This is a genomic window from Klebsiella sp. CN_Kp066, assembly GCF_040065135.1.
In the GTDB taxonomy this organism is placed as follows: domain Bacteria; phylum Pseudomonadota; class Gammaproteobacteria; order Enterobacterales; family Enterobacteriaceae; genus Klebsiella; species Klebsiella oxytoca.
The window spans coordinates 74,495-98,970 of record NZ_JBEAIU010000039.1 but is presented as its reverse complement, the minus strand read 5'-3'; the positions used below and the strand labels follow the sequence as shown (position 1 = coordinate 98,970).

At 53.6% G+C, this 24,476-nt stretch carries 26 protein-coding genes; 18 read left to right on the top strand and 8 right to left on the bottom strand.

Annotation, left to right across the window (positions count from 1 at the left end; genetic code table 11):
* Positions 1-52: 52 nt before the first annotated feature.
* Positions 53-478, bottom strand: a complete 426-nt coding sequence (gene trxC / locus ABLV75_RS15595) for a thioredoxin TrxC (RefSeq protein ID WP_004104599.1) — start codon at positions 476-478, stop codon at positions 53-55.
* A 203-nt stretch (positions 479-681) separates the two neighbouring features.
* Here trxC and ABLV75_RS15590 point away from each other — a divergent pair, with 203 nt between their 5' ends.
* The gene (locus ABLV75_RS15590) at positions 682-1,755 is read left to right on the top strand and encodes a tRNA/rRNA methyltransferase (protein WP_004104598.1); all 1,074 of its coding nucleotides are present in this window, start codon (positions 682-684) and stop codon (positions 1,753-1,755) included.
* Positions 1,756-1,861: 106 nt separating this feature from the next.
* Here ABLV75_RS15590 and ung read toward each other — a convergent pair whose 3' ends face one another.
* Entirely contained in the window at positions 1,862-2,551 is a 690-nt protein-coding gene (ung, locus tag ABLV75_RS15585) for a uracil-DNA glycosylase (RefSeq protein ID WP_004104597.1), read from the bottom strand.
* 311 nt (positions 2,552-2,862) lie between these two features.
* On the opposite strand from ung, the gene grcA reads away from it, so the two are divergent.
* A complete protein-coding gene (gene grcA / locus ABLV75_RS15580; protein WP_004104596.1) occupies positions 2,863-3,246 on the top strand; it encodes an autonomous glycyl radical cofactor GrcA in 384 nt (127 codons plus the stop codon).
* A gap of 44 nt (positions 3,247-3,290) precedes the next feature.
* Here grcA and srmB read toward each other — a convergent pair whose 3' ends face one another.
* Positions 3,291-4,622 carry an ATP-dependent RNA helicase SrmB gene (gene srmB / locus ABLV75_RS15575; protein ID WP_029496791.1) on the bottom strand — a complete coding sequence of 444 codons (1,332 nt, stop codon included), beginning with the start codon at positions 4,620-4,622 and terminating at the stop codon, positions 3,291-3,293.
* 131 nt (positions 4,623-4,753) lie between these two features.
* Between srmB and ABLV75_RS15570 the strand changes: the two genes are divergently transcribed.
* Complete coding sequence (locus ABLV75_RS15570; protein ID WP_142472639.1) at positions 4,754-5,494, top strand: tRNA1(Val) (adenine(37)-N6)-methyltransferase; 741 nt, start codon at positions 4,754-4,756, stop codon at positions 5,492-5,494.
* On the opposite strand, the gene nadB is transcribed toward ABLV75_RS15570, so the two are convergent.
* Complete coding sequence (gene nadB, locus ABLV75_RS15565; RefSeq protein WP_023329931.1) at positions 5,479-7,098, bottom strand: L-aspartate oxidase; 1,620 nt, start codon at positions 7,096-7,098, stop codon at positions 5,479-5,481. The genes ABLV75_RS15570 and nadB overlap by 16 nt on opposite strands.
* A 423-nt stretch (positions 7,099-7,521) precedes the next feature.
* On the opposite strand from nadB, the gene rpoE reads away from it, so the two are divergent.
* From rpoE to acpS, 11 genes are all read left to right on the top strand, one after another.
* A complete protein-coding gene (rpoE, locus tag ABLV75_RS15560) occupies positions 7,522-8,097 on the top strand; it encodes an RNA polymerase sigma factor RpoE (protein ID WP_004104583.1) in 576 nt (191 codons plus the stop codon).
* A gap of 32 nt (positions 8,098-8,129) precedes the next feature.
* The gene (gene rseA, locus ABLV75_RS15555; protein WP_004104582.1) at positions 8,130-8,780 is read left to right on the top strand and encodes an anti-sigma-E factor RseA; all 651 of its coding nucleotides are present in this window, start codon (positions 8,130-8,132) and stop codon (positions 8,778-8,780) included.
* Positions 8,780-9,736, top strand: a complete 957-nt coding sequence (gene rseB, locus ABLV75_RS15550; protein WP_004104581.1) for a sigma-E factor regulatory protein RseB — start codon at positions 8,780-8,782, stop codon at positions 9,734-9,736. Before rseA ends, rseB begins: the two co-directional genes overlap by 1 nt.
* The gene (gene rseC / locus ABLV75_RS15545) at positions 9,733-10,212 is read left to right on the top strand and encodes a SoxR-reducing system protein RseC (RefSeq protein ID WP_004104579.1); all 480 of its coding nucleotides are present in this window, start codon (positions 9,733-9,735) and stop codon (positions 10,210-10,212) included. The genes rseB and rseC overlap by 4 nt, the downstream gene beginning before the upstream one ends.
* Before the next feature lie 185 nt (positions 10,213-10,397).
* Positions 10,398-12,197: a translation elongation factor 4 gene (lepA, locus tag ABLV75_RS15540; protein ID WP_004104577.1), complete on the top strand. Its 1,800-nt coding sequence runs from the start codon at positions 10,398-10,400 to the stop codon at positions 12,195-12,197.
* 15 nt (positions 12,198-12,212) lie between these two features.
* The gene (gene lepB, locus ABLV75_RS15535; protein WP_004104575.1) at positions 12,213-13,187 is read left to right on the top strand and encodes a signal peptidase I; all 975 of its coding nucleotides are present in this window, start codon (positions 12,213-12,215) and stop codon (positions 13,185-13,187) included.
* A gap of 224 nt (positions 13,188-13,411) precedes the next feature.
* A complete protein-coding gene (gene rnc / locus ABLV75_RS15530) occupies positions 13,412-14,092 on the top strand; it encodes a ribonuclease III (RefSeq protein WP_004104573.1) in 681 nt (226 codons plus the stop codon).
* Entirely contained in the window at positions 14,089-14,994 is a 906-nt protein-coding gene (gene era / locus ABLV75_RS15525; RefSeq protein ID WP_004104571.1) for a GTPase Era, read from the top strand. The genes rnc and era overlap by 4 nt, the downstream gene beginning before the upstream one ends.
* A 198-nt stretch (positions 14,995-15,192) precedes the next feature.
* Positions 15,193-15,921, top strand: a complete 729-nt coding sequence (gene recO, locus ABLV75_RS15520; protein ID WP_024274566.1) for a DNA repair protein RecO — start codon at positions 15,193-15,195, stop codon at positions 15,919-15,921.
* 11 nt (positions 15,922-15,932) lie between these two features.
* Entirely contained in the window at positions 15,933-16,664 is a 732-nt protein-coding gene (gene pdxJ / locus ABLV75_RS15515; protein ID WP_004114481.1) for a pyridoxine 5'-phosphate synthase, read from the top strand.
* Positions 16,664-17,044: a holo-ACP synthase gene (acpS, locus tag ABLV75_RS15510; protein ID WP_004104568.1), complete on the top strand. Its 381-nt coding sequence runs from the start codon at positions 16,664-16,666 to the stop codon at positions 17,042-17,044. Before pdxJ ends, acpS begins: the two co-directional genes overlap by 1 nt.
* 45 nt (positions 17,045-17,089) lie before the next feature.
* On the opposite strand, the gene ABLV75_RS15505 is transcribed toward acpS, so the two are convergent.
* Together ABLV75_RS15505 and ABLV75_RS15500 are read right to left on the bottom strand one after the other, a co-directional pair.
* Positions 17,090-17,350, bottom strand: a complete 261-nt coding sequence (locus ABLV75_RS15505) for a YfhL family 4Fe-4S dicluster ferredoxin (protein WP_004114478.1) — start codon at positions 17,348-17,350, stop codon at positions 17,090-17,092.
* Between the two features lie 37 nt (positions 17,351-17,387).
* Entirely contained in the window at positions 17,388-18,314 is a 927-nt protein-coding gene (locus tag ABLV75_RS15500; RefSeq protein ID WP_029496792.1) for a LysR family transcriptional regulator, read from the bottom strand.
* Positions 18,315-18,430: 116 nt separating this feature from the next.
* Between ABLV75_RS15500 and ABLV75_RS15495 the strand changes: the two genes are divergently transcribed.
* Positions 18,431-19,627 carry an OFA family MFS transporter gene (locus tag ABLV75_RS15495; RefSeq protein WP_004104562.1) on the top strand — a complete coding sequence of 399 codons (1,197 nt, stop codon included), beginning with the start codon at positions 18,431-18,433 and terminating at the stop codon, positions 19,625-19,627.
* Positions 19,628-19,648: 21 nt separating this feature from the next.
* A complete protein-coding gene (locus tag ABLV75_RS15490; RefSeq protein WP_032734287.1) occupies positions 19,649-20,566 on the top strand; it encodes an oxidoreductase in 918 nt (305 codons plus the stop codon).
* Positions 20,567-20,604: 38 nt separating this feature from the next.
* On the opposite strand, the gene ABLV75_RS15485 is transcribed toward ABLV75_RS15490, so the two are convergent.
* Positions 20,605-21,453: a MurR/RpiR family transcriptional regulator gene (locus ABLV75_RS15485; RefSeq protein WP_004104559.1), complete on the bottom strand. Its 849-nt coding sequence runs from the start codon at positions 21,451-21,453 to the stop codon at positions 20,605-20,607.
* 209 nt (positions 21,454-21,662) lie between these two features.
* On the opposite strand from ABLV75_RS15485, the gene yfhb reads away from it, so the two are divergent.
* Together yfhb and tadA are read left to right on the top strand one after the other, a co-directional pair.
* A complete protein-coding gene (gene yfhb / locus ABLV75_RS15480) occupies positions 21,663-22,298 on the top strand; it encodes a phosphatidylglycerophosphatase C (RefSeq protein ID WP_004104558.1) in 636 nt (211 codons plus the stop codon).
* Positions 22,299-22,356: 58 nt separating this feature from the next.
* Positions 22,357-22,863 (top strand): tRNA adenosine(34) deaminase TadA, encoded by a 507-nt coding sequence (tadA, locus tag ABLV75_RS15475; protein WP_004104556.1) that lies wholly within the window; start codon positions 22,357-22,359, stop codon positions 22,861-22,863.
* Here the strand turns inward: tadA and mltF are convergent.
* The gene (gene mltF / locus ABLV75_RS15470) at positions 22,860-24,476 is read right to left on the bottom strand and encodes a membrane-bound lytic murein transglycosylase MltF (RefSeq protein WP_032705131.1); all 1,617 of its coding nucleotides are present in this window, start codon (positions 24,474-24,476) and stop codon (positions 22,860-22,862) included. The two genes, tadA and mltF, sit on opposite strands and share 4 nt — an antisense overlap.

Genomic DNA, 24,476 nt, shown 5'->3' with positions numbered 1-24,476 from the left:
AACGCCATTGTCGCAGAGGTAAAAACGGGGCACAAGCGGTGCCCCGTCGGGTTTATTGCTGGCCGGCTTCGTTCAACCAGCTATCGAAAGGCGCTTTTGGTACGGCGCCGTTCAGCATGTCGATGACTTCGCCATTTTTGAACATCATAATGGTCGGGATACTGCGGATGCGGAAGCGGGCGCTCAGTTCGCGTTCCATTTCGGTATTCACTTTCACGAACCGCATTTCGCCGCTGCGCTCTTCAGCCACATCTTCGAAAATGGGCGCAAAGTTACGGCAGGGGCCGCACCACGGCGCCCAGAAATCAACGACAACGGGCAGATCGTCCTTCAGCAGTTTATCCAGCGTTGCCCCGGTCGCGTTGATCACATCGCCGTCAAAAAGATCGTGGCCGCAGCGCCCGCATTTCGCGCCATCAGCGCTACGATCGTCGGGGATGCGGTTCAGAGCCTGACAACTGGCACAAACGGTATTCATAACTAACCTCTGGTTATGGGTTGCAGCGCGGCACGTGGCCGATTTGTTTCTGTAATGTTACATATTATCGATGCAGTACTAATAAAGGACAATGAGTTTTATTCAATGATTACGATAGACTCAGGCTTTTAAATGAAATAATGGCTAAGTGATGGCACATCGGGTAATCTGCGCGCTTCGCGCAGCGCAGGTGGAGAAAATGAATGAGCGACGACGAACTGAAAAATAAAAGCGGCAAGGTCAAAGTGATGTATGTCCGCAGTGATGATGATTCTGACCGACGTACCCATAACCCGCGTACCGGGAAAGGTGGGGGACGCCCAGGAAAGTCTCGTGTTGACGGTCGTAACCGCCCTGCGCGCGATGAAAGAGACAGCCGCGGTGGCGATCGTAAACGTGACGATCGCAAGCGTGAAGGCTTCGGCGGTGAGGGTTCCTCTCCGTGGCGTACCGTATCCCGCGCGCCGGGTGATGAGGCGCCGGTAAAAGCGGATCACGGCGGGATCAGCGGAAAAAGCTTTATCGATCCTGAAGTGCTGCGTCGCCAACGCGCGGAAGAGACCCGTGTTTACGGCGAAAATGCCTGCCAGGCGCTTTTCCAGAGCCGTCCGGACGCTATTGTGCGCGCCTGGTTTATCCAGAGCGTGACTCCGCGCTTCAAAGAAGCCCTGCGCTGGATGGCGGCTAACCGTAAAGCTTATCACGTCGTTGATGAAGCAGAGCTGGCGAAAGCGTCCGGTACTGAACACCACGGCGGAGTTTGCTTCCTGATTAAAAAACGTCATGGCACCTCTGTTGAGCAGTGGGTGGCGAAAGCCGACGCTGAAGATTGCGTGCTGGCGCTGGAAGATGTCGGCAACCCGCACAACCTTGGCGCCATCATGCGCAGCTGCGCGCACTTCGGCGTTAAGGGCGTAATTGTGCAGGATGCTGGCGTTATGGAGTCCGGTGCCGCGATTCGTACCGCAGAAGGCGGGGCAGAACACGTTGAACCGATTACGGGCGACAGCTTTATCGATACGCTTGAGCGCTTCCGTAAAGCGGGCTACGCGATTGTTTCAACTTCCAGCCATAACGGGACTCCGCTGTTTAAAGCCGAGCTGCCGAAGAAGATGGTGCTGGTATTAGGGCAGGAGAGCGACGGTCTGTCTGATGCCGCTATCTCCAGCGCCGATCTGAATATTGCTATCGAAGGCACCGGCAACGTTGAAAGCCTGAACGTTTCCGTGGCAACCGGCGTGCTGCTGGCAGAATGGTGGCGACAGAACAAAGCTTGATAGCTTGTCGCAGAACGATAAATGCCAGCGTAATGCTGGCATTTTCATTGTCATCCCTAAACCACCTCCTGGGGAGGTGGTGATTGATTTTTAACACTGGTCTGCTTTATTCGCTCTCAGCCGGCAGCCGGGGTAGCCAGTCAATTGGCGCTTCGCCGCGTTCAGCCAGCCATTCATTCGCCAGGACGAAATGATTACAGCCGAAGAAGCCGCGGTGCGCGGAGAGCGGTGACGGATGCGGCGCTTTGAGCACGCAATGGCGCTGGCGATCGATAATCGCGCCTTTCTTTTGCGCATGTGAACCCCACAGCAAAAATACAACCCCTTCCCGATGCTGGTTAATCAGTGAAATCACTTTATCGGTAAAGGTTTCCCATCCGAGACTAGCATGAGAGTGCGCTTGCCCGGCGCGTACCGTTAATACGGTATTAAGCAGCAAAACCCCCTGACGCGCCCAGCTTTCGAGATAACCATGATTTGGGCGCTGAAAGCCCGGGATCGTGCCTTCCAGCTCTTTATACATGTTCAGCAGAGAAGGAGGGGTCGCAACGCCCGGTAAAACAGAGAAGGCAAGACCGTGTGCCTGGCCTGGTCCGTGGTAGGGATCCTGACCGAGGATCACCACTTTGACGTCGCTTAGCTCGGTATAGCGAAACGCGTTGAAAACGTCTTTTTGTGGAGGATAGATAGTGATGCCCGATTGCCGCTCTTCAGCAACCGTTTTTAAGGTATTAACAAACCAGGGTTGCTGCTTCTCTTCTGCCAGCACATCGTGCCAGGTTAATGGGGTGGTCATTTTGCTCTCCTGCAAAGTGTCATTGCCATAGCTTAACTGCATCTTTCTACAACACAAAATTTGCGCCATCCCACTGGCGTTCTTTGTGCAAAAAAAATTGAAAACTTACAAATTTTTTTGCTGAAGGGTGTAGCGTAACTTGATGTAAAACAATAATATCTGCCTATACCCACTTTTGTGATGGGGTTTTTGTTGATTTAAATCAAAGAATGCCGAATGCCCGGCTGATATATATACACTCATACAACAATGGTTTTACCAATTGGCCGCGAAGGCCAATAATCGAACAAACACTGCCTGGGAGGCATAAAATGATTACTGGTATCCAAATTACTAAAGCTGCAAATGACGACCTGCTGAACTCTTTCTGGCTGCTGGACAGCGAAAAAGGCGAAGCCCGCTGCCTGTGCGCAAAGGCCGGTTTTGCTGAAGATGACGTGGTTGCGGTGAGCAATCTGGGCGAGATCGAATACCGTGAGATCCCGGTAGACGTGAAACCTGAAGTTCGCGTTGAAGGCGGTCAGCACCTGAACGTGAACGTTCTGCGTCGCGAAACTCTGCTGGATGCGGTTGAACATCCGGAAAAATATCCACAGCTGACCATTCGCGTTTCTGGCTATGCGGTGCGCTTTAACTCCCTGACGCCGGAACAGCAGCGCGACGTTATCGCCCGTACTTTTACCGAAAGCCTGTAAGACTCAACTTTGATGTAAAAACGCCGGGATATCCCGGCGTTTTTTTACTCTTCGTTTGGCTTCTGCGCGGTATCCGCTCCGCTTGGTTTACGACGCTTACCAATGTTTTTGGTATCGCGGTGGCGTTTTTTCACGCGCGGCTTCTCTTTTTCTTTCTCTTTCTTCTCTGCACGCTTCGCTAATACTTTCCTGGACGGTTTACCGGTTTGCTTCTCGCTTGGCGCGCGGGTAGTTGGGCGCAGCCCATCAATAACGCGGGCTTTTAGCGGCTCTTCAGTATAGCGGCCAATTTTACCCAGCAGCAGATGATCGTGGGCTTCAACCAGTGAAATAGCCGTACCTTTTTTACCCGCCCGGCCGGTACGACCAATACGGTGCAGGTAAATATCTGCCGTGCGCGGTAGGTCGAAGTTAAATACGTGGCTTACGTCCGCGATGTCGATTCCGCGTGCGGCAATATCGGTAGCGATTAACACGTTAATTCGACCATCGGTCAGGCGGCTAATTGCTTCATTACGTTTCGCCTGCACCATCTCGCCTTCCAGCCAGCAGGTATTGATACCCGCTTCGCGCAGCCAGCCCGCCAGTTCATGAACGCGCTCGCGCTTACGTACGAAGACGATAGAGCGCGTCGCTTCCGGCTGCTTCAGCAGATGGACCAGCAGAGCGGTCTTGTGCTTGACGTCATCGGCACGGTAATACCACTGGTGAATTTTTTTACGCTCGCGGGTGGAGGGCGTTGCCGAGACCTCTACCGGTTCTTCCAGCAGGCGCTCAGCAAAATCTTTAATGGCGTCACCTTCGAGGGTGGCGGAGAACAGCATCGTCTGCTTACGCCAGCGGGTTTCACCGGCAATGTGTTCGATATCCTGCGCGAAGCCCATATCCAGCATGCGGTCCGCTTCATCAAGGATCAGGGTTTCAACGGCGCGGCAATCAAAGTTTTCTTCTTTAATATACTGCAGCAGGCGGCCGGTCGTGGCGACCACGATATCCTGGTTCTCGCTGAACACTTCAGCATGGTTCATATAGGCGACACCGCCGGTAATGGTGGCGATATCCAGATGAGTATGTTTTGCCAGCTCACGCGCGTGGTCGGCAACCTGCATTGCCAGTTCGCGAGTTGGGGTCAGGATAAGAATGCGCGGCGGACCAGATTTCTTGCGCGGAAAATCGAGCAGATGCTGCAACGCGGGCAGAAGATACGCCGCCGTTTTACCGGTGCCTGTCGGGGCTGAACCGAGAATATCACGGCCATCAAGCGCAGGCGGAATAGCGGCGGCCTGAATGGCTGTCGGGCGTGTGAAACCTTTGTCCTGGAGAGCGTCCAGCAGGTTTTCGTCGAGTTCAAGTTCGGAAAAAGTCGTTACAGTCATGATCTACCTCTGAGTGGACCGCCGATTATAGACGTTACGGACGCAATGTTCATCTGTTTGTAAGGCTATCTGTTCTCCGGTATTGTGCATAGCCTTACGCTCAGGAGTTTTTGTCCGCAAGGTTATCGAGGATGTCCCAGTCGAAGTTCGCGCTGCCGCGCAATGGTTTTACGTTTAAGCAGTTTTTTGTCGCCCACGATCGCTGTGCGATGAAAGTGGGTACCGACGGCATTTTACTTGGCGCATGGGCCCCGATCGCGCAGGTTAAGCGCGTGCTGGATATCGGCGCGGGCAGCGGCCTGTTAGCCCTGATGCTCGCGCAGCGTACCGGGGAGACGGTCATCGTGGATGCCGTGGAGCTGGACGAAGAGGCGGCACAACAGGCGCGAGAAAACGCCACGGATTCTCCATGGGCCGGGCGTCTGCAGATTCATCAGGCCGATATTCAGCAATGGCAGCCGCGGCAAACCCGACGCTATGAGCTGATTGTCAGCAACCCGCCTTTTTTCGCAGAAGGCGTACCTTGCGCCACCTCGCAGCGCGAGCAGGCTCGATACACTTCCTCTCTCGATCACGCAACATTATTAACCTGCGCCGCCGAACTTATTACGGAAGAGGGGTTTTTCTGCGTTGTGCTTCCGGTCGACATCGGTAACGCGTTTGTGCAGCGGGCGCAGAATATGGGCTGGCATCTGCGTCTACGAACGGATGTCGCGGAAACGGAAATGCGCCCGCCGCATCGGGTTCTGCTGGCTTTTTCGCCGTCGGCGGGGGAAGAGTGCTTTAGCGACAGATTAGTTATCCGCGGGCCAGAGCAGCAATATTCCGAAGGATTTACCGCTTTGACCCAGGATTTTTATCTTTTTATGTGAGCCAGCGGCGAGAGCACCGACGGTCCGCTGTCGGGCAATTGCTCAGGATAGTCCAGCGTATAGTGAAGCCCGCGGCTCTCTTTACGCTGCATGGCACAGCGTACAATCAGCTCAGCAACCTGTACCAGGTTACGCAGCTCCAGCAAATTATTAGAGACACGGAAGCGGGCGTAGTATTCGTCCAGCTCCTGTTGCAGCATAGTAATACGGCGCAGGGCGCGTTCAAGACGACGAGTGGTACGCACGATGCCGACATAATCCCACATCAGCAAGCGCAGCTCATGCCAGTTGTGCTGTATTACGACCAGTTCATCAGGTATTTCGACCTGGCTTTCGTCCCAGGAAGGCAGTTTATTGACCGCCTGAGCGAACGGCATACGCTTAACGATATCTTCGGCAGCGGACCAGCCGTAAACAAGGCACTCCAGCAATGAATTTGAAGCCATACGGTTAGCGCCGTGTAATCCCGTGTAGCTCACTTCGCCAATGGCGTACAGCCCGTCAACATCAGTGCGCCCATGATCGTCAACCATCACGCCGCCGCAGGTATAATGTGCCGCCGGCACAATGGGAACTGGCTCTTTTGTCAGGTCAATGCCCAGCCCCAGCAGCTTCTCGTAGATCATCGGGAAGTGGTGGCGGATAAATTCTGCCGGTTTATGGCTGATATCGAGATACATACAGTCAACGCCCAGGCGCTTCATCTCATGATCGATCGCTCTGGCGACAATGTCGCGCGGAGCCAGTTCGCCGCGCTCGTCAAATTCCGGCATAAACCGTGTGCCGTCCGGACGTTTCAACAGTGCGCCCTCGCCGCGCAGCGCTTCCGTTAACAGGAAATTGCGCGCTTGCGGATGGTACAGCGCCGTTGGGTGAAACTGATTAAATTCCAGATTGGCGACCCGACAGCCGGCTCGCCAGGCCATTGCAATACCATCCCCGGAAGAGACGTCAGGGTTGGTCGTATACTGATAAACCTTCGCTGCGCCGCCGGTCGCCAGCACCACAGCTTTTGCGCTGCAGGTCTCAACCGCTTCTTTATTACGGTTCCAGATCCAGGCTCCCACAACGCGCCGCGTTCCCGGCAGGCCGATTTTATCGGAGAGAATCAGATCAACGGCGTTGCTGCGCTCCAGCACCCGGATATTAGGGTGGGCCAGCGCCTTGCTCACCAGGGTGGTCTCTACGGCTTTCCCGGTCGCATCGGCGGCGTGGAGGATACGGCGGTGACTGTGCCCCCCTTCGCGCGTCAGGTGATAGCTCGCTTCGCCGTTTGCCTGTACCTCAGTATCGAACAAAACGCCCTGATCGATAAGCCATTGAACGCAGGGTTTAGCGTTGCTCGCAACAAAGGAGACCGCATGGCGATCGCAAAGACCCGCTCCGGCAATCAGCGTATCTTCGATGTGGGATTCAACGCTGTCGGTTTCATCAAACACGGCGGCGATGCCGCCTTGCGCATAGAAAGTAGACCCTTCACTAATGGGGCCTTTGCTGAGAACGGTGACCGTACAGCGTTCCGCCAGGCGCAGGGCGAGAGATAAACCAGCAGCGCCGCTGCCAACAATTAGCACATCACAGGAGGAATCAGGAGTTGTATTCATAGTCTTTGTTTAATTTACTAAACACGATTACCGAACAATAGCACCAGCCAGCGATAATTCGTACACTTTTTTTACTGCTGGTTGTGCAGGCTAAACATGGAGTCACAATGTGGCGGAAGATACGTCTACGAAAGGTTTTGCGAAGCCGCTCGTTAGCTTCAGATTTTATAGTGAAATAAAAGTCGGGTTACGTTACCCTTCTGGCGGGTCTTGCGCTTTTTCTTATTATCTTACATATCGTTTAGCTACCGGGACATATAATGAGAGATAACAATCCGTCAGCCGGTGCCGAACGAAAAACAAAGGCGTAACGGAACTTTATTGTTTTCAGACACTCCAACCCTCTGCTTGCTCATTTATGCAGTAATTGGGTGGTGTTTTTGAATACGCATGGGAATTGGGTTTGGGGAGACATTACCTCGGATGAGCGAGCAGTTAACGGATCAGGTCCTTGTTGAACGGGTCCAGAAAGGAGATCAGAAAGCATTTAACCTGCTGGTGGTACGCTATCAGCATAAGGTTGCAAGCCTGGTCTCCCGCTACGTGCCGCCGGGCGATATCGCTGACGTTGTTCAGGAGTCGTTCGTTAAAGCATGGCGTGCGCTGGATTCTTTCCGGGGGGATAGTGCTTTTTACACCTGGTTATATCGCATTGCCGTAAACACGGCGAAGAATTATCTGGTTGCTCAGGGGCGCCGTCCGCCATCCAGCGATGTTGATGCAAATGATGCTGAAAACTTCGAAAGCGGTGGGGCGTTGAAAGAAATTTCGAACCCTGAGAACTTAATGTTGTCAGAAGAGCTGAGACAGATAGTCTTTCGTACCATTGAGTCGCTTCCGGAGGATTTACGCATGGCAATTACCCTGCGGGAGCTGGATGGCATGAGCTATGAAGAAATAGCCGCCATCATGGATTGTCCGGTGGGCACAGTGCGTTCACGCATCTTCCGGGCGCGAGAAGCTATTGATAATAAAGTTCAACCGCTCATCAGGCGTTGACGATAGCGGAATACTGGAAAAGGGTATCAGGCATGCAGAAAGAAAAACTTTCGGCCTTAATGGATGGTGAAACGCTGGATAACGAACTGCTCAATGAGCTGGAGCGTTCATCTGAAATGCAAAAAACCTGGGAGAGCTACCATCTCATCCGCGATACGCTGCGAGGCGATACGAGTGAGATGCTCCATTTTGATATCTCAGCTCGCGTCATGGCCGCCATTGAAAACGAGCCCGTTCGTCAGACGGTTCCTCTTATTCCGGAATCTCAGCCCGCACCGCACCAGTGGCGTCAGATGCCTTTCTGGCAAAAAGTTCGCCCGTGGGCCAGTTCGCTCACCCAGATGGGCGTTGCCGCGTGCGTCTCTCTGGCTGTGATTGTTGGCGTTCAACAGTATAATGGCCAGTCTGATACCTCTCAGCAGCCGGAAGCGCCGGTGTTTAACACCATGCCGATGATGGGTAAGGCCAGCCCGGTTAGCCTGGGCGTACCGGCGGATGCCTCAGCAGGTACCGGCCAGCAGGCTCAAGTGCAGGAACAGCGCCGCAGAATTAATGCTATGCTGCAGGATTATGAATTGCAGCGTCGCCTGCATGCGGAACAGCTGCAGTTTGGCCAGGCCCAGACTCAACAAGCCGCTGTTCAGGTGCCGGGCTATCAAACTTTAGGAACGCAATCGCAGTAATGAAGCAACTTTGGTGTGCCATGTCGCTCATGGCAGGCAGCCTGTTCTTCTCCGTCAACGCCTCGGCTGATACATCGTCCGGGGCGTTGTTGCAGCAGATGAATCTGGCCAGCCAGTCTCTTAATTACGAGCTCTCTTTCGTCAGCATCAACAAGCAGGGTGTTGAGTCGCTGCGCTATCGACACGCTAAACTGGATAATCGCACTCTGGCTCAGCTTCTCCAGCTCGACGGCCCCCGTCGGGAAGTGGTGCTGCGCGGAACGGAGATTAGCTACTTTGAACCCGGGCTCGATCCTTTTACGCTAAACGGCGACTATATTGTTGATTCGCTGCCCTCGCTGGTTTACTCCGACTTTAAACGTCTTTCATCCTATTACGACTTCATTTCCGTTGGACGTACGCGTATTGCCGATCGTCTATGCGATGTGGTTCGCGTCGTGGCTCGCGACGGTACCCGCTATAGCTATATTGCCTGGCTGGATGCGGAAACTAAGCTTCCGCTGCGGGTGGATCTGCTTGATCGGGATGGCGAAACGCTTGAGCAGTTCCGGGTGGTCTCCTTCAACGTTGGCGATAACGTCAGCGCCAGCATGGAAACCCTGTCTAAAGCTAATCTACCTCCGCAGCTGTCCGTTCCGGAGGGGGGCAATAAGGCCAACTTTAACTGGGCGCCAACCTGGCTGCCGCAGGGTGTTGCCGAAGTGTCCAGCAGCCAGCGTCGCCTGCCCACTTTCGATGGGCCGGTAGAGTCCCGATTGTATTCCGACGGGCTATTTAGTTTCTCCATTAATATCAATCGCGCCACGGCAAATAGCACCGATCAGCTACTGCGTACCGGCCGTCGTACCGTAGCGACTACCGTGCGTGATAACGCAGAAATCACCATTGTTGGCGAGCTGCCTCCGCAAACCGCCAAGCGGATTTCCGACAGTATCAAATTCAGGGCAGTACAATGATTAAAGAGTGGGCGACGGTTGTTTCCTGGGACAATGGCGTTGCGCTGGTGCATTGCGATGTCAAAGCCTCCTGCAGCAGCTGCGCTTCTCGCGCCGGTTGCGGAAGCCGGGTGCTGAATAAGCTAGGGCCGCAAACCAGCCATACAATTAGCGTTCCCTGCGAACAGCCGCTGTCGGCCGGGCAAAAGGTCGAGCTGGGTATTGCCGAGAGCAGCCTGCTAGGGTCGGCAGTATTGGTCTATATGGCGCCGTTAGTGGGTTTGTTCGTAATGGCATCAATATTCCAGGTGCTGTTTGCCAATGATTTCGCCTCCCTCTGCGGGGCGATACTGGGCGGCGTCGGCGGGTTTCTGGTAGCGCGCGGCCTCTCGCCGGGCCTGGCTTCCCGGCAGTCGTGGCAGCCGGTGATTCTTAGCGTCGGTTTACCGCCAGATTTAGTCCGCATCGAGACGACTTCCTCACCATTGGGTCAGTGATTTCACTGGCCCTTATCTTTATTTACAACTCACGCAAGAACTCGTCATTTACTCCAGCTATGCTAGCGGTAAGAGCATTTCCTGGTTTCGTGGATGTAGTGTAGAATGCGGCGTTTTCGGATTAAAAAACGTCAGGCACAGTACAGCGGCCTCATGATTCGCGTAAGGCATAATTAACTCTAAATATGAAGAATATACGTAACTTTTCAATCATCGCTCACATCGACCACGGTAAGTCGACATTGTCTGACCGAATTATCCAGATTTGCGGTGGCCTTTCCGATCGTGAAATGGCAGCCCAGGTTCTGGACTCCATGGATCTTGAACGTGAGCGCGGTATTACCATCAAGGCGCAGAGCGTCACCCTCGATTACAAAGCGTCTGATGGCGAAACCTATCAGCTGAACTTTATCGACACGCCCGGCCACGTCGACTTCTCTTATGAAGTTTCTCGTTCGCTTGCTGCCTGTGAAGGCGCTTTGCTGGTGGTTGATGCGGGGCAGGGCGTAGAAGCCCAGACGCTGGCTAACTGCTATACGGCGATGGAAATGGACCTGGAAGTGGTTCCGGTCCTGAACAAAATTGACCTGCCGGCGGCCGATCCGGAGCGCGTGGCGGAAGAAATTGAAGACATCGTCGGTATCGACGCTACCGATGCGGTGCGCTGTTCTGCAAAGACCGGCGTTGGCGTGCCGGACGTGCTGGAACGCCTGGTGCGCGACATTCCGCCGCCGGAAGGCGACCCGGAAGCGCCGCTGCAGGCTCTGATCATCGACTCCTGGTTCGATAACTACCTCGGCGTCGTCTCTCTGGTGCGTATCAAAAACGGCACCATGCGTAAAGGCGATAAAATTAAGGTGATGAGTACCGGGCAGGTGTATAACGCCGACCGCCTGGGCATCTTCACGCCGAAACAGGTTGACCGTACCGAGCTGAAATGCGGCGAGGTAGGCTGGCTGGTTTGCGCCATCAAAGATATTCTCGGCGCGCCGGTCGGCGATACGCTGACTCTCTCCCGCAACCCGGCGGAAAAAGCGCTGCCAGGCTTTAAAAAGGTTAAACCGCAGGTTTACGCCGGCCTGTTCCCGGTCAGTTCTGATGATTACGAGAACTTCCGCGATGCGCTGGGCAAACTGAGCCTTAACGATGCCTCTCTGTTCTACGAACCGGAAAGCTCCACCGCGCTGGGCTTCGGTTTCCGCTGCGGCTTCCTGGGTCTTCTGCATATGGAGATCATCCAGGAGCGTCTTGAGCGTGAATATGACCTGGATCTGATCACCACGGCGCCGACGGTCGTTTATGAAGTAGAAACCACCTCGAAAGAAGTTATTTACGTCGATAGCCCGTCCAAGCTGCCGCCGCTGAACAATATTCAGGAGCTGCGCGAGCCGATCGCCGAGTGTCATATGCTGCTGCCGCAGGAGTTTTTAGGCAACGTCATTACCCTGTGTATCGAAAAACGCGGCGTACAGACCAATATGGTCTATCACGGCAATCAGGTTGCGTTGACCTATGAAATTCCGATGGCGGAAGTGGTGCTCGACTTCTTTGACCGTCTGAAGTCTACTTCCCGCGGCTATGCCTCGCTGGACTACAACTTCAAACGCTTCCAGGCCTCCAATATGGTGCGCGTGGATGTGTTGATTAACGGCGAGCGCGTGGATGCGCTGGCGCTGATCACGCATAACGATAATGCGCCGTATCGCGGCCGCGAACTGGTTGAGAAGATGAAAGAGCTGATCCCGCGTCAGCAGTTCGATATCGCTATCCAGGCTGCTATCGGCAACCACATCATTGCCCGTTCTACCGTTAAACAGCTGCGTAAAAACGTCCTGGCGAAATGCTATGGCGGCGACGTCAGCCGTAAGAAAAAGCTGCTGCAGAAGCAGAAAGAAGGTAAGAAACGAATGAAGCAGGTCGGTAACGTTGAGCTGCCGCAGGAAGCGTTCCTCGCCATTCTGCACGTTGGTAAAGACGGCAAATAACCCTAAGGAGTTGGCATGGCGAACATGTTTGCCCTGATCCTGGTCATCGCAACTTTGGTGACGGGTCTGTTGTGGTGCCTGGATAAGTTTATCTTTGCGCCAAAACGTCGCGAAAGTCAGGCCGCTGCCCAGGCGGCGACCGGCGACCAGCTGGACAAGAAAACGCTGAAAAAGGTGGGCCCGAAACCGGGCTGGCTGGAAACCGGCGCTTCAATCTTCCCGGTACTGGCGATTGTTCTGGTGGTTCGCTCATTTATTTATGAGCCCTTCCAGATCCCATCCGGCTCAATGATGCCGACGCTACTAATCGGCGATTTTATTCTGGTAGAGAAGTTTGCTTACGGCATTAAGGATCCGATTTACCAGAAAACGCTGATCGAAACCGGGCATCCGAAGCGCGGCGATATCGTTGTCTTTAAATATCCGCAGGATCCGCGCCTGGATTATATCAAGCGGGCCGTCGGCTTACCGGGTGATAAAGTCACTTACGATCCGATTGCTAAACAGGTCACTATCCAGCCGGGCTGCAGTTCTGGTCAGGCCTGCGGCAACGCTCTGCCGGTCACTTACTCCAACGTTGAGCCGAGCGATTTCGTACAGACCTTCTCCCGCAGCAACGGCGGTGAAGCGACCAGCGGTTTCTGGCAACTGCCGAAAGGCGAGACCAAAGCGAATGGAATTCGTCTGACCGAACGTAAAGAGACGCTGGGTGACGTGACGCACCGCATTTTGACCGTGCCGATTGCGCAGGATCAGGTTGGGATGTATTACCACCAGTCCGGGCTACCGCTGGCAACCTGGATTGTCCCCCCGGGGCAGTATTTTATGATGGGTGACAACCGCGATAACAGCGCCGACAGCCGTTATTGGGGCTTTGTGCCGGAAGCGAATCTGGTGGGTAAAGCCACCGCAATCTGGATGAGTTTCGAAAAACAGGAAGGTGAATGGCCTACCGGCGTACGTTTATCGCGCATTGGCGGCATTCATTAATTTTCCTGCCTTATTCACGCTGCCGCCGCAATAACGGCAGCGTGAATTATTTAATATTTAAATCTATTCAAACTAACGACATCCCTTGTCGTTGCGTATAGAATATCCCCCCGAAGTTTTAGGTTGTCTCTCGTAAGATTGACACAGCACACGAAACCGCGTTGGTTTTTACTCAGGTCGGTTTCGTGTGCTGCATTTTTGACGCATTCATCTATTGGTAACGCATGAACCCCATCGTAATTAATCGGCTTCAACGGAAGCTGGGCTACACTTTTCATCATCAGGAGCTGTTGCAACAGGCATTAACTCACCGCAGTGCCAGCAGCAAACACAATGAGCGCCTGGAGTTTTTAGGCGACTCAATATTGAGCTTTGTGATCGCTAACGCCCTCTATCATCGTTTCCCTCGGGTAGACGAAGGCGATATGAGCCGCATGCGCGCGACGCTGGTACGAGGCAACACGCTGGCAGAAATTGCCCGCGAGTTCGAATTAGGTGAATGCCTGCGTCTTGGGCCGGGTGAACTGAAAAGCGGAGGCTTTCGCCGTGAATCGATACTGGCGGACACCGTTGAAGCTTTAATCGGCGGGATTTTCCTCGACAGCGATATTCAGAACGTTGAGCGCCTTATCCTCTCCTGGTACCAGAGCCGTCTGGACGAAATCAGCCCTGGTGACAAGCAAAAAGATCCGAAGACGCGCTTGCAGGAGTATCTGCAGGGGCGTCATCTGCCGCTGCCGTCTTACCTGGTGGTACAGGTTCGCGGTGAAGCGCACGATCAGGAATTTACTATCCACTGCCAGGTTAGCGGCCTGAGTGAACCGGTGGTTGGCACGGGTTCTAGCCGTCGCAAGGCGGAGCAGGCTGCCGCCGAACAGGCGCTGAAAAAGCTGGAGCTGGAATGAGCGAAGAAAAGAACTACTGTGGATTTATTGCCATCGTTGGTCGTCCAAACGTGGGCAAATCCACATTGCTGAACAAGCTGCTCGGGCAGAAGATCTCGATCACTTCCCGAAAAGCGCAGACCACGCGTCACCGCATCGTTGGTATCCATACTGAAGGCCCGTATCAGGCGATCTACGTCGATACCCCCGGTCTGCATATGGAAGAAAAACGCGCGATTAACCGCCTGATGAACAAGGCGGCAAGCAGCTCTATTGGCGACGTTGAGCTGGTTATCTTCGTGGTTGAAGGGACCCGCTGGACGCCGGACGACGAGATGGTGCTCAACAAGCTGCGCGACGGTAAAGCGCCGGTGATTCTGGCGGTCAACAAAGTCGACAACGTCCAGGAAAAAGCGGATCTTCTGCCGCACCTGCAGTTCCTCGGCAGTCAAATGAACTTCCTCGATATCGTACCGATTTCTGCGGAAACGGGGCTGAATGTTGATACGATCGCCGGTATCGTGCGCAAGCATTTGCCGGAGGCGATTCACCACTTCCCGGAAGATTACATCACTGACCGTTCGCAGCGCTTTATGGCTTCCGAGATCATTCGTGAAAAGCTGATGCGTTTCCTTGGCGCAGAACTGCCATATTCCGTCACCGTCGAAATTGAGCGTTTTGTGACCAATGAGCGCGGCGGTTACGACATTAATGGCCTGATTCTGGTTGAGCGCGAAGGGCAGAAGAAGATGGTGATTGGTAACAAAGGGGCCAAAATCAAAACCATCGGTATTGAAGCGCGTAAAGACATGCAGGATATGTTTGAAGCGCCGGTTCACCTTGAACTTTGGGTGAAAGTGAAATCCGGCTGGGCTGATGACGAACGCGCGCTGCGCAGTCTCGGTTACGGCGACGATCTCTAAGTTTGGATACTCTATGGCTTTCGAGGTGCAGGACAAAACACAAAGTGTTTTGAACAGCGCTTGCGCTGGCTCCGAAGGAGCGAGGCCAGAGGCTGAGTCGCGCGGCAAGAACGCGAGTCCCCGGGAGCCTACTTCAGTAATTGACTGGGGTGAGTGGGCGCAGCCAACGCACCTGCGGCTTGAAAGACGACGCGTATGATGGAAGGCTGGCAACGCGCTTTCGTACTGCATAGTCGTCCCTGGAGCGAAACCAGCCTGATGCTGGACGTCTTCACGGAAGAGTCCGGTCGCGTGCGGCTTGTTGCAAAAGGCGCACGTTCCAAACGCTCCAACCTCAAAGGCGCTCTTCAGCCTTTTACCCCCTTACTGCTCCGCTTTGGCGGGCGCGGCGAAGTTAAAACGCTGCGCAGCGCGGAAGCCGTCTCGCTGGCGCTCCCTCTCAGCGGTATCACGCTCTACAGCGGACTTTACGTCAACGAACTGCTCTCTCGCGTGCTTGAGCACGAAACGCGCTTCTCGGAACTCTTTTTCGATTATCTGCACTGTATCCAGTCGCTGGCTGGCGCTACAGGCTCGCCGGAACCGGCGCTTCGGCGGTTTGAGCTGGCGCTGCTTGGGCATCTGGGATATGGCGTTGATTTCCTGCACTGCGCCGGCAGCGGAGAGGCGGTTGACGATACGATGACCTACCGCTACCGTGAAGAGAAAGGATTTATTGCCAGCGTGGTTATTGATAACAACACCTTTACCGGGCACCATCTGAAGGCGCTGGCCAGCCGCGAATTTCCGGACAGCGATGCGCTGCGCGCGGCAAAGCGTTTCACTCGAATCGCCCTGAAGCCCTATCTTGGTGGGAAGCCGTTAAAAAGTCGCGAGCTGTTTCGTCAGTTTTTGCCCGCACGGGCCGATAAAACAAATAACGATTAACGAGGATTGTCATGGCTGAATTACTGTTAGGGGTCAACATTGACCACATCGCGACATTACGCAACGCTCGCGGTACCGCTTATCCGGATCCGGTACAGGCGGCCTTTATCGCCGAGCAGGCAGGCGCTGACGGTATTACCGTTCATCTGCGCGAAGATCGCCGCCATATTACCGATCGCGACGTGCGTATTTTGCGCCAGACTCTGGATACCCGCATGAACCTTGAGATGGCGGTGACGGAAGAGATGCTGAAGATTGCCTGTGAGACTCAACCGCATTTCTGCTGCCTGGTGCCGGAAAAACGTCAGGAAGTGACAACCGAAGGCGGACTGGATGTGGCGGGGCAGCTCGATAAAATGCGCGATGCCTGTAAGCGTCTGGCCGATGCCGGTATCCTGGTCTCCCTGTTTATTGATGCTGATCACGCGCAAATTAAGGCCGCAGCGGACGTCGGCGCGCCTTTTATCGAAATTCACACCGGCTGCTATGCTGATGCGCAAACGGATGCCGGACAGGCAAAAGAGCTGGAACGTATCGCCAAAGCGGCAACCTATGCCGCGAGCCTGGGGCTGAAGGTTAACGCCGGTCACGGCCTGACGTACCATAACGTTAAGGCTATTGCCGCGCTGCCGGAAATGCACGAGCTGAACATCGGTCATGCGATTATTGGCCGGGCGGTAATGAGCGGCCTGAAGGAAGCGGTTGCGGAAATGAAGCGTCTGATGCAGGAAGCTCGCGGCTGATGGCGATTCTCGGACTGGGTACTGATATTGTTGAAATTGCCCGTATTGACGCGGTGATAGCCCGTAGCGGCGATCGTCTTGCCCGTCGCGTACTCAGCGATTTTGAATGGGCAATATGGGAACAGCATCAGCAGCCGGTCCGTTTTCTGGCGAAGCGTTTCGCCGTGAAAGAAGCGGCGGCCAAGGCGCTTGGCACCGGCATCCGCAACGGGCTGGCGTTCAATCAGTTTGAGGTTTACAACGACGAGCTGGGTAAGCCAAAGCTGCGATTGTGGGGCGAGGCAAAGGGTCTGGCGGAGCGTATGGGCGTAAGCAGCATTCACGTGACGCTGGCCGACGAGCGTCACTATGCCTGCGCCACGGTGATTATCGAAAGCTAATTGTTACAGGCCGGAGAGGTCGGTTAACGCCGCCATCCGGCAATATCACAGTTTGTCCGCGTGGTGCAGCAGGACAAACTTATCCCACAGCTGCTCTTCATTCTCGTTATGGGCCGGATCTTTCAGAATGGTATTTGGGATCGGGCACACCTTCTGGCAGGTTGGCGTATCATAGTGGCCGACGCATTCGGTGCAGCGATCGCTGTTAATTTCATAAATGCTATCACCCATGGATATCGCCTCATTCGGGCACTCCGGCTCGCACATATCGCAGTTGATACATTTTTTGGTGATTAACAGCGCCATCAGGAATTTCTCAGAAACAACACAAACAGGGCGGGCATTATACGCCCATTTTTCGCTCGGGCCAGCTCTTTTCCACCGCTGATTGGCCCTCAAAGGTGTAAAAATTTTTGATCTGCTTGAGCAGACAGATAGTCGCGTTGTCCAGCGAAAGGTCGTTGCTATGCACCAGCATCACCGGAATAAAGAACGCAGGAATATTCAGGGAAACCAGACGAACGTTTTTCGGCGTGGACAAACGGGTTAACGAGCGGGTAATAAAGGCGATACCAATCTGGGCCTCAGCATATTCAAGGCACGAATAGTGGTTATCCAGCTCGCAGATGATGTTGGGAACGACCTTGCGATGATTAAATTCAGTCGTGATGATGCCTCTCAATAGCAGGGAATCATTGAGCACTATAATGGATTGATCGTTTAAATCCTGTGGATCGATACGCTCGTACTGCGCCAGAGGATGCGAAAGCGGAATGGCGGCGATAATTTCATCCTCAAATAGCATCGTCGAGCTAAGCTGGGCGGGGAGGGGCGTTCGGTAAACAATGCCAATATCGACGGCGCTGTCCGTCAGTTTTTTTATCGTTTGCTCCGTAGAGAACTCCTTAACATTTAAAGAGATCGCCGGATGGTGCGCCATAAAGCTACGAAAGGCGGGCAGAACCAGATAGCTGCCTGACACGCCAATAGATATTGTGTCCCGTTGCTGGTTCTGATAAGGCAGAAGTTCGTTCTCTGCATTTTTCAGATCCACCATTATTTTGTTAGCGTGTTGTTGCAATATAATTCCGGCTTTTGTTAATTCAATACCTCGCCCTCTTCGTGAGAATAATATTGTTTTGAGTGATGACTCAAGTTGTTTTATTTGCTGGCTTAATGATGGCTGAGTGATAAACAAGCGTGCGGCTGCCCGGCCGTAATGCCGTTCATCGCACAATATCAGAAAAGAGTGCAGCTGCTTGATATTCATTAAGGTCAGATACCAATCGATTGAGTTTTGTTATAACGATTATAAAAAATACCAAATTGTTTGCCTATTTTGCTTTTTTTAAACTGTGATCAGTGCATTTTAAAAAAGGAATAATTATGACAGCATCAATCAACCGCTGGGGAATGCTTGCAGCCCACGTGTGCATAAATTTTGTACTCGGAGGCGTCTACGCCTTTAGCTATTTTAAAACGCCATTAATGGCGCAATATCACTGGGACCCGGCTACGCTGGCTTTAGCATTCTCTATCAATATGGGGATCATTCCTTTACCCATGATTTGGGGTGGGAGAATGATCGATAATGGTAAAGGCAAGCAGGCGATAGTTATCGGCGGTATCCTGTTCTCCTTAGGCTTTATCCTATCCGGATTCGTGGATAATTTGCCAATGCTATTCTTAACCTATGGCGTCATTGCAGGGCTCGGTTCCGGCCTTGCTTTTACCGGCAATCTGAATAATATTCTGAAGTTTTTCCCCGATCGCCGAGGTCTTGCCAGCGGTATTGTCCTGGCCGGAGTTGGCGTGGGTACGTTACTTTGCACCCGCCTGGCTGAATATTTTATGACGCAAACGCACGATGTCAGCCGGGCCTTATTATATCTCGGTATTGTATATCTGGTGGTTATCTTCATTGTTCAGTTTTTTATTCGTAGCGCGCCAGCGAAAGATAGTGGCGAAATTAAAGCATCGCCACTGGATAAAGACTTTCGACATATGTTAAAGGATCTCCGTTTTTGGCTGCTATTCGTCATTCTGGCTTTGGGCGTTTTCTCCGGAATGGTCATCAGCTCAAGTTCAGCGCAAATTGGTATGATGCAGTATGGTTTACTGTCTGGCGCCTTGGTTGTCAGTCTGGTATCGATATTTAATTCTATTGGTCGTTTATTCTGGGGGGGATTAACCGATAAGCTTGGAGGATATAATACACTGATAATCGTTTATCTTTTTACCTGCCTCTGCATGCTCTTGTTATTATTCTTTAATGGTAATACGGCGGTATTCTACTTCAGCGCTCTGGGCGTGGGCTTTGCTTATGCGGGTATATTAGTTATCTTTCCCGGATTGACCAGTCAGAATTTTGGGATGCGCAATCAGGGACTCAATTATGGCTTTATGTATTTTGGCTTTGCCGTCGGCGCAGTTATTGCGCCGTATGTAACCTCCGCTATTGCAAAATACACAGGAAGCTACAACACGGTATTTATCCTGACCGTGGCGCTATTGCTTATTGGTGTCGTATTAACCCTGATTACCAAAAAATATATCGCAGTGGTTTTAGCCAAAATTCATTGATCAAAGCGTAAGGAAATAAAGATGAAAATTGCAATCGCAGGCGCCGGGGCTATGGGCTGTCGTTTTGGCTACATGCTGCTGGGGGCCGGGCACGACGTGACGCTTATCGATGGCTGGCACGAACATGTCAACGCCATATGCAGCAACGGGCTGTTTGTCGAAACGGAAGTAAGCCAGCAGTATTACCCCATTCCGGCAATGCTGGCTGATGAATCGCAGGGGGAGTTTGAGCTGATTATTCTGTTTACTAAAGCCATGCAGCTCGATCGCATGCTGCAGCATATTAAGCCGCTGCTGCCAGCCGCGAAGGTCGTCATGATTTTATCGAATGGCCTCGGAAATATTGAAACCCTGGAGAAATACGTCGATCGGCAAAAAATTTATGCTGGCGTGACGCTATGGTCCAGTGAACTGGAGGGCCCCGGGCATATTATGGCCACCGGTACCGGAACGATTGAACTGCAACCGGTTGCCAGCCAGGACGCCGCTCTGGAAGAAAATATCGTTGCCGTTCTCAATAGCGCCGGATTGAATGCTGAAATAAGTCCTGACGTACTCTTATCGATCTGGAAGAAAGCGGCTTTTAATAGCGTGATGAATACCTACTGCGCGCTGCTGGACTGTAATGTCGGCGGCTTCGGTCAACTGCCGGGCGCATTAGATTTAGCGCAGGCGGTGGTGGATGAATTTGTATTAGTTGCCGCCAGCCAGAATATTCCGTTGAGCGGAGAGATGGTAATGAATACGGTGAAGAAGGTCTTCGACCCGCGCGAAAGCGGCCATCACTATCCCTCTATGTATCAGGATTTGCAAAAGGGGCGACTTACGGAAATTGACTATTTAAACGGCGCCATCGCGCGAATTGGCATGCAGAATAATATCCCCGTGCCGGTGAATACGCTTCTGACGCAGCTTATTCACGCAAAAGAAGCGCAATAAACCCAGAGGCTCTTTCGCATGGTGCGAAAGAGCCTCTGTCAAACCAGCTTTTTCACCAGCGCTTCGCTATGGCGAATCCGCTCCGGGGCACGCTCAAGATCCTGCTGCACCAGTCCCATAAACAGAAGATCGGTCAGCATCATCTGCGCGCTGGTAGAGGAGATCGCGGCGCTGCGCGTAGCCTGTTCTTCCGCTATGGTATACAGGCACAGCGTCGCCTGTTGCTGAAGAGCGTTAGGGTTAAATCCGGTGATCGCCAGGATCTGGCTTCCTACTCGTAACGCTTCACCAGCCGCCATGTTGATCTCGCGTCGTTCACCGGAGTAGGAGATAGCCAACAGCAGATCGTCCGGCGACATCGCCTGTACCGTCGCCAGCAGCGCATGCATATCCTGTTCTGACACGGCATTAATGCCGATTTTCATCAGCTTCCAGCTGAAGTTTCTTGCCACCAGCCCCGACGCGCCGATACCGGTAATAATGACCCGGCGGGCGTGGCGCAATAGCGTGACGGCTTCGAACAGCTTCTCTTCGGCGTTGACGTCCAGCGAAGCGTGCATGGCCGCGATATTATCTTTAATGAGTTTTTCGCCTACCAGACGGAGAGGATCGTCGCCGCGGATCTGATTATGTACCGGCACGGACTGTGGCGTAGGGGCGCTTGCCAGGGCTTCGCTTAACGCCAGCTTTAATGCCGGAAAACCTTTGAAACCCATCTTCTGCGCAAATTTGACTACGCTTGACTGGCTGACCCCGGCTTCGCCCGCCAGCTGTTGTGAGCTAAGGTGGCGGGTTTTATCCGGTTGGGCCAGAATGAAATCGGCCAGTTTTTTATCGCTTGCGGCCAGCGTTGGGTAGCGCTGGCGAATACGGGTCAAACAGTTCATAGCGGCTCCGGAGGACGGCTTCACCCTCGACTGAAAGAATTTTGTATTCGATTATAAGAGGATTACTGCGAATTAAAAATTCTGAGCTTCAGATTTCTCTGCAGAAGCGTTTTCTTAATCCGGATTCAACAACAGCGTATGTTTTCGCTATTCGCAGCTTAAGACTGCTAAGCTATTGGTTATCAGGCGATCGTTCAGGGGAGTGGGTTTTGAATAGCAGTACGCGGAGAGTGGTTTTCTTTGATCTGGATGGAACCTTACATCAGCAGGATATGTTCGGCAGCTTTTTGCGCTATGTCCTGCGCCACCAGCCGCTAAATGTCCTGCTGGTGATTCCTTTATTACCGGTTATTGCCGCCGGGCTGATGCTGTTTGGACGCGCTGCGCGCTGGCCGATGAGCCTGCTGCTGTGGGCGTCAACTTTTGGCCGCAGCGAGCGTCACCTGAAACGCCTTGAGGCGAGTTTCGCCCGCTGGTTTCGCCAGCACGTCACGGCGTTCCCGGTAGTACAGGCGCGGCTCAACAACTATCTGACCAGCACCGATGCGGACGTCTGGCTGATTACCGGCTCGCCGCAGTCGCTGGTTGAGCAGGTTTATTTTGATACTCCCTGGCTGCCGCGAGTGAACCTGATCGCCAGCCGGATGGAGCGTCGTTGCGGCGGCTGGGGATTAACCCTGCGCTGCCTCGGCAATGAAAAAGTGGCGCAGCTGGAACAAAAAATCGGCGCTCCGCTGCGATTGTACAGCGGCTACAGCGACAGCGAGCAGGATAACCCGCTGCTCTATTTTTGCCAGCACCGCTGGCGGGTGACGCCGCAGGGCGATCTTCAGCAGTTAGAATAGTGTGTAATACATAACGTCCATGTATAATGCGCCCCGCTTTTCTGCAGGAGTGCCCGCTTTGTCTGACCATGAATTAAATGATGAATACTGGATGCGTCACGCTCTGACGCTGGCGAAACGCGCCTGGGAAGAGGGCGAAGTGCCGGTCGGCGCGGTACTGGTGCATAATCATCAGGTCATCGGCGAAGGCTGGAATCGGCCAATCGGACGTCACGATCCGACCGCGCACGCCGAAATTATGGCGCTGCGTCAGGGCGGACTGGTGCAGCAAAACTATCGTCTGATTGACGCAACGCTGTACGTTACCCTTGAACCCTGCGTGATGTGCGCCGGGGCGATGGTCCATAGTCGCATCTCTCGGCTGGTTTTTGGCGCCAGAGATGCGAAAACCGGCGCAGCCGGGTCGCTCATCGACGTGCTGCACCATCCGGGAATGAACCATCGGGTCGAGATAACGGAAGGTATTTTGGCTGAGGCCTGTTCCGGCATGCTGAGCGATTTTTTCCGCTGGCGACGCGAAGAGAAAAAAGCGCTGAAGCGAGCTAGCCGGCAAGTGGAAGGTTAATGCCCCGTACCGGGGATTTTCAGCTTCGCGTTGTCCACCAGCGTTTCTGCGCGGAAGCTGAAAAAGGACATGGCGTACTGCTCTTCCTTACCCAGCTCCTCCGGCATGACTGCCGGATAGTGCTCGCCTAGTGCCGCTATCTGGGCGTCCTTTCTCTCTTTTTCAGAAAGATAGCCCACGAGGCTAATATGATATTTACGGATATTTTCGACGTAGGCGTAGGCTTCGTGGCCGCGTGCAAAGCCGTACTTCAGCCGGCTGTAGTAGTTTTTCTGGCTTAGCAGCGGCAGACGCTGCTTCACATCGGCCCAGCTATTCGGGTTGCCTTTCTGCTTTTTCGTCAGCGCCATTGCGTCGAGCATATGCGCGTAGCCCATATTGTAAGCCGCCAGCGCAAACCAGATGCGTTCATCCTGCGGGACCGACTCCGGCACTTTATTCATCATATCCTGTAAATAACGCATGCCGCCGTCGAGGCTTTGCTCGGCGTCGGTACGATCGGTCAGGCCCAGACTTTGAGCGGTATTGCGGGTCAGCATCATGATGCCGCGAACGCCGGTCGGGGAGGTGGCCTGCGGATCCCAGTGCGATTCCTGCCATGAGATAGCCGCCAGCAGCCGCCAGTCTATCTGACGGGCATATTTTTCAAACATTGGCTGCAGGTCCGGGAGCACGCTTTCCACGGCGCGCAGGAAGGTACGGGTGTCTACATAATCAAAATCGTTGCCGTGACCAAGGTATTTCTCCTCCAGCCTCGCCAGTGTGCCGTCCTCGTTAATATTATTGAAGAAATCGAGCATTGCCGCCGGCAGGGAGTTGTCCTCACCTTTTTCGCTAAACCAGGTGACCGGCTGCTCGTCGCTGATATCAAGCGCGACGGCCAGCTCCGGATGGACGCGCTGGAACAGGCTGACGGCGACCGAATCAGCAACGGTATAGTCGAGTTTGCCATCAATAACCGCCTGCATCAGCGCCGTCGTCCCGCGTTTCTCGTCCACGCGCCAGTCGAGATCGGGGTATTTTTGCTTTTTTAGGGCCTGAAGATCGTTAATCGCCACGTGTCCGGGAGCAATCGCCAACTGGTCGGCGGTAAGATTTGCCAGGCTGCGCGGACGCAGGCTGCCTTTGCGATAAACCAGCTGTTGCGAAACGGAGTAGTAGGTTGGCCCGACCTGATAGTTCTTCACCCGTTCGGAATTGTAGACCAGGCCGGCAGCCAGCATATCGGCTTTGCCTTCATCGAGGTCATCAAACAGCTGGCTGATATTCTGCCTGACGGTGACTTTTAGCTCGACGCCGAGGTAGTCGGCAAACTGCTGCGCCAGCTCATAATCAAAACCGTAGGTCCGATCGTTAATGGTCGCGAAGGTCATTGGCGAATTAATGGTGCTGATACGCAGTTCTCCGCGCGCCATGATCCCGGCCACGCGGTTTTCCGGCTTACCCATCCACGGGAGAGACGGCCACAGGGCAGCCGCCAGCAGGAGAGTCACAATGCCGATGAGCAGATAATTAATCTTTAATTTTTTCAGATAGTTAATCTTCTGCAGCTTCGGGTTCCTCAGCAGACTATGACCAGAATAAGTAAAAGGTTGTCGTGGAATGAGCGGCAT

Bases quoted from the DNA above. Each gene is read 5' to 3' on its own strand.
- ABLV75_RS15500 (WP_029496792.1), bottom strand. From the start codon at position 18,314: ATGAATATCAAGCAGCTGCACTCTTTTCTGATATTGTGCGATGAACGG.
- ABLV75_RS15495 (WP_004104562.1), top strand. From the start codon at position 18,431: ATGACAGCATCAATCAACCGCTGGGGAATGCTTGCAGCCCACGTGTGC.
- ung (WP_004104597.1), bottom strand. From the start codon at position 2,551: ATGACCACCCCATTAACCTGGCACGATGTGCTGGCAGAAGAGAAGCAG.
- ABLV75_RS15505 (WP_004114478.1), bottom strand. From the start codon at position 17,350: ATGGCGCTGTTAATCACCAAAAAATGTATCAACTGCGATATGTGCGAG.
- nadB (WP_023329931.1), bottom strand. From the start codon at position 7,098: ATGAATACAACTCCTGATTCCTCCTGTGATGTGCTAATTGTTGGCAGC.
- pdxJ (WP_004114481.1), top strand. From the start codon at position 15,933: ATGGCTGAATTACTGTTAGGGGTCAACATTGACCACATCGCGACATTA.
- rseC (WP_004104579.1), top strand. From the start codon at position 9,733: ATGATTAAAGAGTGGGCGACGGTTGTTTCCTGGGACAATGGCGTTGCG.
- trxC (WP_004104599.1), bottom strand. From the start codon at position 478: ATGAATACCGTTTGTGCCAGTTGTCAGGCTCTGAACCGCATCCCCGAC.
- rseB (WP_004104581.1), top strand. From the start codon at position 8,780: ATGAAGCAACTTTGGTGTGCCATGTCGCTCATGGCAGGCAGCCTGTTC.
- era (WP_004104571.1), top strand. From the start codon at position 14,089: ATGAGCGAAGAAAAGAACTACTGTGGATTTATTGCCATCGTTGGTCGT.
- acpS (WP_004104568.1), top strand. From the start codon at position 16,664: ATGGCGATTCTCGGACTGGGTACTGATATTGTTGAAATTGCCCGTATT.
- ABLV75_RS15590 (WP_004104598.1), top strand. From the start codon at position 682: ATGAGCGACGACGAACTGAAAAATAAAAGCGGCAAGGTCAAAGTGATG.
- mltF (WP_032705131.1), bottom strand. From the start codon at position 24,476: ATGCCGCTCATTCCACGACAACCTTTTACTTATTCTGGTCATAGTCTG.
- lepA (WP_004104577.1), top strand. From the start codon at position 10,398: ATGAAGAATATACGTAACTTTTCAATCATCGCTCACATCGACCACGGT.
- ABLV75_RS15570 (WP_142472639.1), top strand. From the start codon at position 4,754: ATGTCCCAGTCGAAGTTCGCGCTGCCGCGCAATGGTTTTACGTTTAAG.
- ABLV75_RS15485 (WP_004104559.1), bottom strand. From the start codon at position 21,453: ATGAACTGTTTGACCCGTATTCGCCAGCGCTACCCAACGCTGGCCGCA.
- rseA (WP_004104582.1), top strand. From the start codon at position 8,130: ATGCAGAAAGAAAAACTTTCGGCCTTAATGGATGGTGAAACGCTGGAT.
- ABLV75_RS15490 (WP_032734287.1), top strand. From the start codon at position 19,649: ATGAAAATTGCAATCGCAGGCGCCGGGGCTATGGGCTGTCGTTTTGGC.
- lepB (WP_004104575.1), top strand. From the start codon at position 12,213: ATGGCGAACATGTTTGCCCTGATCCTGGTCATCGCAACTTTGGTGACG.
- srmB (WP_029496791.1), bottom strand. From the start codon at position 4,622: ATGACTGTAACGACTTTTTCCGAACTTGAACTCGACGAAAACCTGCTG.
- rpoE (WP_004104583.1), top strand. From the start codon at position 7,522: ATGAGCGAGCAGTTAACGGATCAGGTCCTTGTTGAACGGGTCCAGAAA.
- grcA (WP_004104596.1), top strand. From the start codon at position 2,863: ATGATTACTGGTATCCAAATTACTAAAGCTGCAAATGACGACCTGCTG.
- rnc (WP_004104573.1), top strand. From the start codon at position 13,412: ATGAACCCCATCGTAATTAATCGGCTTCAACGGAAGCTGGGCTACACT.
- recO (WP_024274566.1), top strand. From the start codon at position 15,193: ATGGAAGGCTGGCAACGCGCTTTCGTACTGCATAGTCGTCCCTGGAGC.